General features: G+C 60.3%; 11 protein-coding genes. 5 read left to right on the plus strand and 6 right to left on the minus strand.

Translation table 11 applies throughout. The features are described from left to right. Positions 1–5 precede the first annotated feature (5 nt). The 4 genes from secD to queA form a co-directional block, all read right to left on the minus strand. A complete protein-coding gene (secD, locus tag J9892_RS08330) occupies positions 6–1,859 on the minus strand; it encodes a protein translocase subunit SecD (RefSeq protein WP_041213022.1) in 1,854 nt (617 codons plus the stop codon). An 18-nt stretch (positions 1,860–1,877) separates the two neighbouring features. Next, positions 1,878–2,213 carry a preprotein translocase subunit YajC gene (gene yajC / locus J9892_RS08335; RefSeq protein WP_010675070.1) on the minus strand — a complete coding sequence of 112 codons (336 nt, stop codon included), beginning with the start codon at positions 2,211–2,213 and terminating at the stop codon, positions 1,878–1,880. Positions 2,214–2,263: 50 nt separating this feature from the next. Further along, positions 2,264–3,400 (minus strand): tRNA guanosine(34) transglycosylase Tgt, encoded by a 1,137-nt coding sequence (gene tgt, locus J9892_RS08340; RefSeq protein ID WP_010675071.1) that lies wholly within the window; start codon positions 3,398–3,400, stop codon positions 2,264–2,266. Between the two features lie 118 nt (positions 3,401–3,518). Continuing rightward, the gene (gene queA, locus J9892_RS08345) at positions 3,519–4,586 is read right to left on the minus strand and encodes a tRNA preQ1(34) S-adenosylmethionine ribosyltransferase-isomerase QueA (RefSeq protein ID WP_010675072.1); all 1,068 of its coding nucleotides are present in this window, start codon (positions 4,584–4,586) and stop codon (positions 3,519–3,521) included. A 211-nt stretch (positions 4,587–4,797) separates the two neighbouring features. On the opposite strand from queA, the gene J9892_RS08350 reads away from it, so the two are divergent. The 3 genes from J9892_RS08350 (at position 4,798) to ahpF (ending at position 8,169) form a co-directional block, all read left to right on the plus strand. Then, positions 4,798–5,244 carry a CBS domain-containing protein gene (locus J9892_RS08350; protein WP_010675073.1) on the plus strand — a complete coding sequence of 149 codons (447 nt, stop codon included), beginning with the start codon at positions 4,798–4,800 and terminating at the stop codon, positions 5,242–5,244. Between the two features lie 629 nt (positions 5,245–5,873). Further along, the gene (gene ahpC, locus J9892_RS08355) at positions 5,874–6,440 is read left to right on the plus strand and encodes an alkyl hydroperoxide reductase subunit C (RefSeq protein ID WP_010675074.1); all 567 of its coding nucleotides are present in this window, start codon (positions 5,874–5,876) and stop codon (positions 6,438–6,440) included. Between the two features lie 142 nt (positions 6,441–6,582). After that, on the plus strand, positions 6,583–8,169 hold the full coding sequence (gene ahpF, locus J9892_RS08360; protein WP_039038739.1) for an alkyl hydroperoxide reductase subunit F: 1,587 nt from the start codon (positions 6,583–6,585) through the stop codon (positions 8,167–8,169). A 68-nt stretch (positions 8,170–8,237) separates the two neighbouring features. Here ahpF and J9892_RS08365 read toward each other — a convergent pair whose 3' ends face one another. Continuing rightward, positions 8,238–9,557, minus strand: coding sequence for an MFS transporter (locus tag J9892_RS08365; protein ID WP_210538199.1), 1,320 nt, complete (start codon positions 9,555–9,557; stop codon positions 8,238–8,240). A 115-nt stretch (positions 9,558–9,672) separates the two neighbouring features. Here J9892_RS08365 and J9892_RS08370 point away from each other — a divergent pair, with 115 nt between their 5' ends. Then, positions 9,673–9,918, plus strand: coding sequence for a hypothetical protein (locus tag J9892_RS08370; protein ID WP_039038816.1), 246 nt, complete (start codon positions 9,673–9,675; stop codon positions 9,916–9,918). A 124-nt stretch (positions 9,919–10,042) separates the two neighbouring features. Here J9892_RS08370 and J9892_RS08375 read toward each other — a convergent pair whose 3' ends face one another. Continuing rightward, positions 10,043–10,792 (minus strand): class I SAM-dependent methyltransferase, encoded by a 750-nt coding sequence (locus tag J9892_RS08375; RefSeq protein WP_042863985.1) that lies wholly within the window; start codon positions 10,790–10,792, stop codon positions 10,043–10,045. 228 nt (positions 10,793–11,020) lie between these two features. On the opposite strand from J9892_RS08375, the gene J9892_RS08380 reads away from it, so the two are divergent. After that, the gene (locus tag J9892_RS08380) at positions 11,021–11,506 is read left to right on the plus strand and encodes a VOC family protein (protein WP_210538200.1); all 486 of its coding nucleotides are present in this window, start codon (positions 11,021–11,023) and stop codon (positions 11,504–11,506) included. The last annotated feature ends 308 nt before the right edge of the window (positions 11,507–11,814 follow it).

Raw genomic sequence — 11,814 nt, forward strand, 5'->3', positions numbered from 1 at the left:
CTTCCTTAGATCGGCAGCTTGTCGATGCGCCGTCCACCCCAGGCCAGGTTGATGATGGCGCGGGATACCGTGATGGCAGTGAACATGGACGCCGTCAGGCCGATCCCGAGGGTCAGGGCGAAGCCCTTGATGGCACCGGTACCGATACCGAACAGGATCACGCAGGTGATGAGCGAGGTGATGTTGGAGTCTGCGATGGTGGAGAAGGCGCGATCAAAGCCCATGTGAATGGCTTGCTGCACCCCACGACCATTGCGGATCTCTTCACGAATACGCTCGTAGATCAGCACGTTCGCATCCACCGCCATCCCCAGCGTCAACACGATACCGGCGATGCCCGGCAGGGTCATGGTGGCCCCCGGGATCATCGACATGATACCGACGATGAGCACCAGGTTCATGGTCAGCGCCAGATTGGCCACCCAGCCGAAGGCACGGTAGTAGATCCCCATGAAGAGCACGATCACCAGCATGGCCCAGCCGATGGCTTCCATCCCGCTGTCGATGTTCTGCTGACCCAGGCTCGGGCCTATGGTGCGCTCTTCGACGATCTGGATGGGGGCAATCAGGGCACCGGCACGCAGCAGCAGCGCCAGGTTGTGGGCTTCGTTGGCGTTGTCGATCCCGGTGATGCGGAACTGGCTACCCAGGCGAGACTGGATGGTGGCGACGTTGATCACCTCCTCCTGCTTGCGGAACTTGCGCTTGCCGTCCGGACCAGGCTGACCCACCGGCTTGTACTCGATGAAGACGGTCGCCATGCCCTTGCCGACGTTGTCCTTGGTAAAGTTGGCCATCTTGTTGCCACCCTGACCATCGAGCTTGATGTTGACCTGAGGACGGCTGTATTCATCGAAACCGGACTGGGCACCCACGATGTGGTCACCAGTCAGGATCACGCGCTTTTGCAGTACCACGGGACGACCGTTGCGATCGTTGTAGACCTTGGAGCTCGGCGGCACGCGGCCTGCGGCAGCGGCCTGGATATCGGCAGCCTCATCGACCATGTGGAACTCCAGGGTCGCGGTGGCACCCAGGATCTCCTTGGCACGGGCGGTGTCCTGGATCCCCGGCAGCTCGACGATGATACGCTCACCGCCCTGCTGCTGGACCAGCGGCTCGGCCACACCCAGTTCGTTCACCCGGTTGCGGATGATGGTGATGTTCTGCTCGAGGGCATACTTCTTCACCTCTTTGACCTTGGCTTCGCTCAGACTGGCCAGCAGGATGAAGTCATCCCCTTTCTGGTCGGTGGTGAAGACAAGATCCGCATTCTGGCGACGCAGGAAGGAGAGTGCCTTGGCCTGATCGGCCTCGTCACGGAAGACCACCTGCACCTGATCCCCGACCCGGCGTACACCGGAGTAGCGGATCTTCTGGGTGCGCAGCTCGGCGCGGAAATCCTGCACCATCTGTTCCTGCTGCTTGGCCAGCGCTTCGGCCATGTCCACTTCCATCAGGAAGTGCACACCGCCCCGCAGGTCAAGGCCGAGCTTCAGGGGCGCCGCGCCGATGGCCTCGAGCCAGGCGGGGGTGGAGGGTGCCAGGTTGAGGGCGGTGATGAAGTTGTCGCCCAGCTTGTTGGCCACTATGTCGCGCGCCTTGAGCTGGTCTTCGGTGTTGTTGAAACGGATCAGGATGAAGCCGTGCTCGAACGCCGCATGCTTGACCGGGATCTTCGCCTCGTCGAGGGTTTCCTTCACCTGATCGAGGGTTTCTAGTTTGACTTCGGCACCACGGCTGGCAGAGACCTGCAAGGCCGGGTCTTCGCCGTAAAGATTGGGGGCTGCATATAGAAAACCGATGGCGATCACGACGATCACCATCAGGTATTTCCACAGCGGATAGCGATTTAACACGCTGTGCTCCTCGGGAGATTAGAGGGACTGGATAGAACCCTTGGGCAGAACGGCAGAGACGAAGTCACGCTTGATGGTGACCTGGGTCTGATCGTTCAGGGCCAGCACAATGTAGTCGCTGTCGGCGGAAACCTTGGCGATCTTGCCGACCAGGCCACCGGAAGTGAGCACTTCGTCGCCCTTGGAGAGGGAGCTCATCAGATTGCGATGCTCCTTGGCACGCTTGGCCTGGGGACGGTAGATCATGAAGTAGAAGATGAGACCGAACACGGCCAGCATGATGATCATTTCCATGCCACCACCCTGTGCTGCCGGAGCCGCGCCTTCTGCATACGCCTTGGAGATAATGCTCATTTAACAACCTCTTATTGATGTAGATTTGAATACTAACTTATATGTCGTTGTTATTTCACGTCATTTTCAGCCAGTGGAGGCACAGGCTTCCCTTGCCGACGGTAAAACTCAGTTACAAAGTCGTCTAATTTACCCTGCTCGATCGCGTCCCGCAAACCCTGCATCACGCGCTGGTAATAACGCAGGTTGTGGATGGTATTCAGACGGGCACCGAGGATCTCGTTGCACTTGTCCAGATGGTACAGATAGCTGCGGGTGTAGTTCTTGCAGGTGTAGCAATCGCAGTCCGCATCCAGGGTGCTGGTGTCTTCCCGGTACTTGGCGTTGCGGATCTTGACCACCCCATCGGTGGTAAAGAGATGACCGTTGCGGGCGTTGCGGGTCGGCATCACGCAGTCGAACATGTCGATACCGCGGCGCACCCCTTCCACCAGATCCTCCGGCTTGCCCACCCCCATCAGGTAGCGCGGCTTGTCGGCCGGAATTTTCGGGCAGACATGGTCAAGGATGCGATGCATGTCCTCTTTGGGCTCACCCACGGCGAGACCGCCGACCGCGTAACCGTCGAAGCCGATCTCAAGGAGACCGTCCAGCGACACATCCCGCAGCGGTTCGTAGACAGAACCCTGGATGATGCCGAACAGGGCGTTCTTGTTGCCGAGCGCATCGAACTTGTCACGGGAGCGCTTGGCCCAGCGCAGGGACATCTCCATGGACTTGCGTGCTTCCTCGTAAGTGGCCGGGTACGGGGTGCACTCGTCGAAGATCATCACGATGTCGGAACCCAGATCGTACTGGATCTCCATGGACTTCTCGGGATCGAGGAAAATCTTCTCGCCGTTGATGGGATGACGGAAGTGCACCCCCTCCTCGGTGATCTTGCGGATGTGCCCCAGACTGAACACCTGGAAACCACCGGAGTCGGTCAGGATCGGCCCCTGCCAGTTCATGAAGTCGTGCAGATCGCCGTGGGCGCGCATCACTTCCTGACCCGGGCGCAGCCAGAGGTGGAAGGTGTTGCCAAGCAGGATCTGGGCTCCGGTCTCACGCACCTCTTCCGGTGTCATCCCCTTGACGGTGCCGTAGGTGCCGACCGGCATGAAGGCCGGGGTCTGGACCACGCCACGCTCGAACACCAGTTGACCGCGACGGGCACGCCCATCGGTGGTTTTCAATTCAAATTTCATTGCTACCTCTATTCAGTCAGAGAAACAGTCTGACAACAAAGGGCCCGAGGGGCCCGGTAATATGAAGCCGGCCGGCATACTGACAAGCAGAGCCTGAACGACTTCTGAAGGGCAAGGCTTAACCCTGCACCCGGCGACGGGTGACGAACATGGCGTCCCCGTAGCTGAAGAAACGGTACTGTCCCGCCACGGCGGCCTGATAGGCGGCCATCACGTTGTCATAGCCGGCAAAGGCGCTGACCAGCATGATCAGGGTGGATTCGGGCAGGTGGAAGTTGGTGATCATGGCATCGACCACCTGGAACTCGTAACCGGGGAAGATGAAGATGTCGGTGTCATTGAAGAAGGGCGCCAGCGGCTTGCCCTGGGCCAGGGTCGCCTTGGCTGCGCTCTCGAGGGATCGTACCGACGTGGTGCCCACCGCAACCACCCGACCGCCGCGGGCGCGGGTCGCCGCGATGGCATCCACCACCTCCTGGGGCACTTCGGCGTATTCCGAGTGCATGTGGTGATCTTCAATCTTGTCGACGCGCACCGGCTGGAAGGTGCCCGCCCCCACGTGCAGGGTCACGAAGGCCATCTCCACGCCCTTGGCACGGATCTGCTCGAGCAGCGGCTCGTCGAAGTGCAGACCGGCGGTCGGCGCCGCCACGGCACCCGGCTTCTGGTTGTAGACGGTCTGGTAGCGCTCCTTGTCGGCATCCTCGTCGGGGCGGTCGATATAGGGAGGCAACGGCATGTGGCCGATGGCATCCAGAATGGTCAGCACAGGGCGCGGGTCGAGGAAGTGGATCTCGAACAGAGCGTCGTGGCGGGCACGCATCTCGGCCTCGACGGGCACGCCGTCGGCACCGCCATCCAGAAGGAGACGGGTACCTGGCTTGGGGGACTTGGACGAGCGGACGTGCGCCAGCACGCTGTGCTCGTCCAGAATGCGCTCCACCAGCACCTCCAGCTTGCCGCCGCTGGCCTTCTGGCCAAACATGCGGGCCGGAATGACCCGGGTATTGTTGAACACCAGCAGATCGCCGGGGTTGAGCTGGTCAAGCACATCGACAAAATGACCGTGGCGCAGGGCGCCGGTTTGACCATCGAGCTGCAGCAGGCGGCTGGCGGTACGCTCCGCCATGGGGTAGCGGGCAATCAGCTCGTCTGGCAGATCAAAATGAAAATCGGATACTTGCATCTTTCACCTCGGGGGAATCGGCGGCTAGTCTAGTTATCCCCCTCTTCCAAGGCAACCCAAAAGACTAAAAACCCAAGGAAGACAAGGGATAGCGGGCCATTTTGTGAGGTTGGGCCCGTTAAAAAACCTTTAAGGTTTTGTATTGACCCCGATCATGTTCTGGCGACGGGGGCTGGGCTAGGGTGGAAGCAGACACACAAGGAGGCCCACCATGATGACCCTCTCCGAGATCATGACTGAACACCCCTTTACCCTGGGTCCGGAAAACAGCGTCAAGCAGGCGATGGAGCTGATGCAGCAGGAGCGGATCCGTCACGTTCCCATCGTCGATGAACACCAGCATCTGCTCGGTCTGGTCACCCTCTCGGACATCCTGGCCACCCGTGAATCCAAGCTGCTGCTGATCAACCCCGAGCGGGAGGCGGAGTTCACCGACAGCGTCCAGCTCGACGAGATCATGACCCGTCAGGTGGCGAGCGTGGATCCCCACGCCGGCATCAAGGAGGCGGCCCTGTATCTGCAGCGCCACAAATATGGCTGTCTGCCGGTACTCAAGGGGCGCAAGCTGGTTGGCATCGTCACCGAGTCGGACTTCATCGCCGTGGCCATCAATCTGCTGGAGCTGATGGAGGAGCAGGAGCCCCCAACCGACTTTTGATCTTAAAATTATGTAATAAAATTACAATAAAAGCGTTTTCAGTCTAAAAAAACGGCTATTCAAGTGAAACACTTTCAATTTGACTGTAAAATTACACCACAAAACTTGCGTTGTGACATTCATCACACTATGATGCCCACCATGCAATGGTTGCCGAAGAGGAGATGAGGATTGTGCACCCGCCATCTTCTCTTCATATGTCTGCAAGTTTGCACACCCCGTAGTTAGTCTTTGCTGTAAAGCATATTTATCGCCATTCCTTGTTTGATGACCCGGCCCTGTCTGTGCGACGGCGCCGGGATTTTTTTATCCCTCTTTTTTCTACTGCGCCGCCTCGTCTGCCCCCTTCTCTGCTCACGCAATGAAAACAAATCCGGCCCAGCCCTTGAAAATGTGACATGCAGGACAGAAATTGAACTTCGACAATGAGTTATCTCCGAAGGCCTGAGATATTCATGTTAGGTACAGTTGTGATGGTCTATCTAATAAATAGATTTATGTGATTCAAAATTGTGGCTTTGACCGATTAGAAAAAGTCACTATGATGACTCCATCGAAAGTTAAGCGCCTCGTCTGGCACGACTCTTCAACACCAGACAGGCATATGTACATCACCAAGGAGCAAATACATGTCTACCTACATCAACACTGAAATCAAGCCGTTCAACGCCACCGCCTACCACAATGGCAAATTCGTTCAGGTGTCTGACGCTGACCTGAAAGGCAAGTGGTCCGTGGTGTTCTTCTACCCGGCTGATTTCACCTTCGTCTGCCCGACCGAGCTGGGCGACCTGGCCGACAACTACGCCGAATTCCAGAAGCTGGGCGTCGAGATCTACGCCGTCTCCACCGACACCCACTTCACCCACAAGGCCTGGCACGACACTTCTGACACCATCCAGAAGATCCAGTACCCGATGATCGGCGACCCCACCGGTACCATCACCCGCAACTTCGGCGTGATGATCGAAGAAGCTGGCCTGGCTGACCGCGGTACCTTCGTCATCGACCCGCAAGGCGTCATCCAGATCGTTGAAATCAACGCTGGCGGCATCGGCCGTGACGCACTGGAACTGCTGCGCAAGGTCAAGGCTGCCCAGTACGTTGCTTCCCACCCGGGTGAAGTGTGCCCGGCCAAGTGGAAAGAAGGCGACGCCACCCTGGCCCCGTCCCTGGATCTGGTAGGCAAAATCTAAGCCTCCCCGCTCTGAAGACCGGCCCGTTCAAGGGCCGGTCTTGTTTACGGCCCTCAGAAAATGCGCCGGTCTGCTGTGTGGACCTCTGTTTTCTGTATCCGGTCATCGTGCCGACCCGCATTCAGCAAGAAGGAATTCGACCATGTTAGATACCAACCTCAAACAACAACTCAACGGTTACTTGCAGTACATCGTCAATCCCATCGAGATCAGCGTGTCCGGCAATGACAGCGACAAATCCGCCGAACTCCTGGCATTGGCCAGCGAGATCGCCGAGATGTCCCCCAAAATTTCCCTGACCGATGGCACCAATGCCCGCAAGCCTTCCATGAGCATCGCGCCCCAGGGCCAGGCCCCGCGCGTGCACTTTGCCGGCATTCCCATGGGTCATGAATTCACCTCGCTGGTGCTCGCCCTGCTGCAAAGCGGCGGTCACCCCTCCAAGGCCGATCCGGCCGTGCTGGAGCAGGTGAAGAACCTCAAGGGCGAGTTCCACTTCGAGACCTATATTTCCCTCTCCTGCCACAACTGTCCGGACGTGGTACAGGCCCTGAACCTGATGTCCACCCTGAACCCCGGCATCACCCACACCATGATCGACGGTGCCCTGTTCCAGGATGAGGTGAACGAGCGTCAAATCATGGCGGTCCCGAACGTCTACCTGAACGGTCAGCCGTTCAGCCAGGGCCGCATCTCGCTGGAAGAGATCGTCGCCAAACTCGACACCGGTGCTGCCGAGCGCAAGGCGCAAGAGCTGAGCGAAAAAGCGCCTTATGACGTGCTGGTGGTGGGCGGTGGCCCGGCCGGTGCCGCCGCGGCCATCTATGCCGCCCGCAAAGGCATTCGCACCGCCATTGTCGCCGAACGTTTCGGTGGCCAGGTGATGGACACCGTCGGCATCGAGAACTTCATCTCCGTGCCCTACACCGAGGGCCCCAAGCTGGCCGCCAGCCTGGAGCAGCACGTCAAGCAGTACGGCGTGGAAGTGATCACCGAGCAGCGCGCCGCCGCCATCAGCAAGGATGGTTACGTCAACGTGGACCTCGCCTCCGGTGCCACCTTGAAGAGCCGCGCCGTGATCCTGGCGACCGGTGCCCGCTGGCGCGACCTGAACGTGCCGGGTGAACTCGAGTACCGTACCAAGGGTGTGGCCTACTGCCCCCACTGTGACGGCCCCTTCTTCAAGGGCAAGCGGGTTGCGGTGATCGGTGGCGGCAACTCCGGCATCGAGGCGGCCATCGATCTGGCCGGTATCGTCGAGCACGTCACCGTGGTGGAGTTCGCCGATACCCTGCGTGCCGACGACGTGTTGCAGAAGAAGGCCCGTTCCATGGGCAATATCGACATCATCATGAGCGCCCGCACCACCGAAGTCATCGGCGACGGCAGCAAGGTGGTGGGCATGGACTACGAAGATCGCACCACCGGCGAGATCAAGCATCTGGCGGTGGCCGGCATCTTCGTCCAGATAGGCCTGGTGCCGAACACCGAGTTCCTCAAGGGGAGCGAAGTGGCCCTGACCCGCTTTGGCGAAATCGAGATCGACACCAAGGGTGCCACCTCCCTGCCCGGCGTCTATGCCGCAGGGGATGCCACCACGGTACCGTTCAAGCAGATCATCATCTCCATGGGGGCAGGTGCCACCGCCGCCCTGGGTGCGTTTGATTACCTCATTCGCAACCCGGCGCCGGAAGCACAAGCTACCCAGGCCGATGCCGTGACCGCCTGATAACCGCCCAACAAAAAACCGACTCCCTGGAGTCGGTTTTTTTATCCCTGTCGTTGGGTCGGCAGCCTTCAACGTCCTTGCGGCGCGTCCCTCTCCTGCCCCTCTTCACTCACCGCTCTCTCTTCTGCGTCAGGCGCGGCATAGCTCGCCGGCACTGTCTCCCCTTCCAGATCTGTTCTTGGCTCCAGCTCCGCCGTCATGGGGGTGTTGGGGGGCACCGGCATGAAGACCTGATGCTCCGTCAACGGAATGGGGGCTCGCTTACGCCTGCGCCAGCCGAGATAGGCCGACAGCAGCAGACCGCACAGGGCAAAGTAGACGAACAGCCCCTGTGGTCCGAACGTCGCCATGGTAAAGGGGGCCAGCAGCGGACCCGTCATGGCTCCCAGGCTGTAGGCAAGCAGCAGCCCCTGGTTTGCCCCCAGCACCTGATCCGGGCGCAGTTCATCGCAAGCATGGCTGAGGCTCAAGGGATAGATGGAGAACGCCATGCCCCCCAGCAGGAAGACAAGAGTCCCCTCGATTGGCTCGCGCCAGGGCTCCGGCAGCAGCACCATCAGCAACGCGATCAGGGTCAGCAGGGCGCAGAGCAGCAGGATCACCAACCGTCTGTCGTAACGATCAGATGCACGCCCGATGGGATATTGCAGACACATCCCCCCCAGGATCACCAGCGCCATCATGTCCGCCACCTGGGAGAGGGAGGCGCCGCTGTCGGTGAAATAGAGCGGCAACAGCCCATAGATGGCCCCGAGGATGAGGCCCGAGGTAAAGCTGCTGCCCATCCCCGCCGGAGTGAGGCGCACCAGCTCCAGCACTCCCACCGGCTGGGGTGCCACAATGGCCGGCGTCGCCACTCGGGAGAGCGCCAGAGGCACCACGGAGAGAGTCGCCGCCATGGCGCACAGGGCGAACGGCGTCAGCACCATGGGGTCCACCTGCTTGAGCAGCAGCTGGCCCAGGGCAAGTGAACCGTACAGCAGGATCATGTAGAGGGACATCAACCGCCCCCGGTTCGCCGGGGTGCTTGAGACCAGCATCCAGGACTCCAGCACCACGAACAGGCCGCCGGTGGCAAACCCCCCGATCAGCCGCAGCGCCGCCCAGGTGACAGGCTCCACCACCATGCCGTGCAGCAGAAACAGAAAACAGAGCAGGGAGGCGTAAGCCGCATAGGCCCGGATATGACCCACCCGGATGATGAGGCGGGCATTGATGAAAGTCCCCAGCACCAGACCGCCGAAATAGGCAGCCGACACCAGACCGATGGCCTGGGCGGACACCTGCTCGGCGGAGAGACGCACCGTCAGCAGGGTATTGAACAGACCGTGACCCAGAATGAAGATCACCAGACTGGTCAGGGGGGACAGCAACCTTGTCAGTGCCATGGAGCCTCCTCGCAACAAAAGGGTCATGGTAGCCCCTGCCTCCCGCCCCCTTCAACCCGAATGCCCTCCCCCTGCGGGCTATGCTTGACGGGAACCCCACATGGAGATCCGAAAGATGAGACTCATGCTGTTGTTGTCCGCCCTGCTCTTTTGCGGCAGCGCCCTCGCCTTCCACTGCCCCATGGACATGAAGAAGATAGACGACGCCCTGGCCGCAGGCCCCGCCCTCAGTGCCGAGCAACTGGCCGAGGTGAAGCAGTTGAGGGCGGACGGAGAGACCCTGCACAACGCGGGCAAGCATCAGGAATCGGTCGATACCCTGGCCAAGGCCATGGCCATTCTCGGCATCGATCAGGGCTGATACCGCCCCTTCGCCGCGCAACGGTCTCATTCGCATCGCCCGGATACAGACCGCCAAAATGAAACAAGGCCCTCGCCATCACTGGCGGGGGCCTTTTCACTGCGGATGTCAGCGCTGAACGGGGCTACACCCGGCCACTGTAGACCAGGGTGCAATAGTTGAAGGCTATCTTGCCGTCAACGGCATGGCGAGCAAACTCGCGGCGAACGAGCGCCGTCATCTGATCGTGGGCCGGCGTGCCCGCCACAGGCGCATAGGAGGAGGAGTTGAGCCGTCCAAGCACCCCGTCAAGATCGAATAGCTGGCTGTTCTCGAAGCGATCGAGCCGGTACTCCCCGGTGAAGAAGGCGCGAAAATCCGCCTCACCGAGGTTGCGATGATTGACCTCCTCGTAATCCCCCGAGTAGGCGTGCAGCCCCTCTTCATAGGCCTTGAGAAACGGGGTGTTCGTCAGCCTGTCATTCCAGATGAGGGCGACCTGGCCACCGGGCTTGAGCAGCCGCTGGCACTCCTGCCGAAAAGCCGCGCGATCGAACCAGTGAAACGCCTGGGCGACCGTGACCAGATCCATCGCCCCCGTGGGCAGGCCCGTGGCTTCCGCACTGCCGTGCAGCCAGCCGATGTTCCCCACCTGGGCGAGCAGCCGTTTGGCGGCTGCCCGCATATCGTCGTTGGGCTCCACCGCCCAGACCCGCGCGACCCGGGGGGCCAGCAGGGCGGTCAGGATGCCGGTGCCGGCGCCGATGTCGGCCACCTGGGACTCGGGCCCCATGGCCAGCTCCCTTGCCAGAAAATCCAGCATGGCGGCGGGATAACCGGGTCGATATTTCACATAGGCCTCGACCCGGGTCGAGAATCGCTGGGTACTGTCCATGGCAGACTCCTCTCTTGCTGCGGCCTTCATGCCGGCTCCCGGCCTGGTGACCAGGATCCCCATGCCACTACACTTGACCCCATCATGCAAGCCCCAAGCGGGTGGCAAACGGCGTACAGGCTGGCTTGTCACCCAGCGAAGCAGCAGGCGCTGCGGGCGGCAGGATACCCATCGGGGCGCCCGCTCACGGGCGTCGAAGGACAAACAACAGGATGGAGCTGCGACACAATGAGACCAGTCAAGAACAGGATTTGCCTCTGGTATGACGGAGATGCCGAGGAGGCGGCACGGTTTTACGCCAGCCTCTTCCCCGACTCCGCAGTCGGTGCCGTACACCGGGCCCCGGCCGACTATCCCGCTGGCAAGGAAGGAGACGTGCTGACGGTCGAGTTCAGGGTTATGGGGATCCCCTGCCTCGGCCTCAACGGCGGGCCCGGGGTCAACCACAACTGGGCGTTCTCGTTTCAGGTGGCTACCCAGGACCAGGCCGAGACGGATCGCTACTGGCACGCCATCATCGACCATGGCGGTCAGGCGAGCGAGTGCGGCTGGTGTCAGGACAAGTGGGGCATCTCCTGGCAGATCACCCCTCAGGTCCTCACCGAGGCGATCACCGATCCCGACCCCGAGGCTGCGAGGCGCGCCTTCGAGGCCATGATGCAGATGGACAAGATTGACATTGCCACCATCGAGGCGGCGCGCCGGGGCGAGTAGCCCGTTCGCGCGGGCGCCACACACAACAAGGCCACCCCTGGGGTGGCCTTGTGCGTATTGGCTGTCAGTCCTACAGCGCCTGATCATGACCATTTAAGTTGGAAACTAGCTGATCAATCGATTCAGTAACTTAGCGACCCCACAAGTGACATTTAAGTTGGAAACATGTACAGGATCTTTAGCTACAACCAATTGAAATAGATAGAAAAAAGGCTTCGTTTGTGATCTGATTTAATCGCAAAAAAAAACCGACACGCCCGAAGCCATGACTATTATCAATGCAACCCAGTACCTCAAGCAACTTCTTA

It is taken from the genome of Aeromonas sp. Prich7-2, assembly GCF_017939255.1.
Taxonomy (GTDB): domain Bacteria; phylum Pseudomonadota; class Gammaproteobacteria; order Enterobacterales; family Aeromonadaceae; genus Aeromonas; species Aeromonas caviae.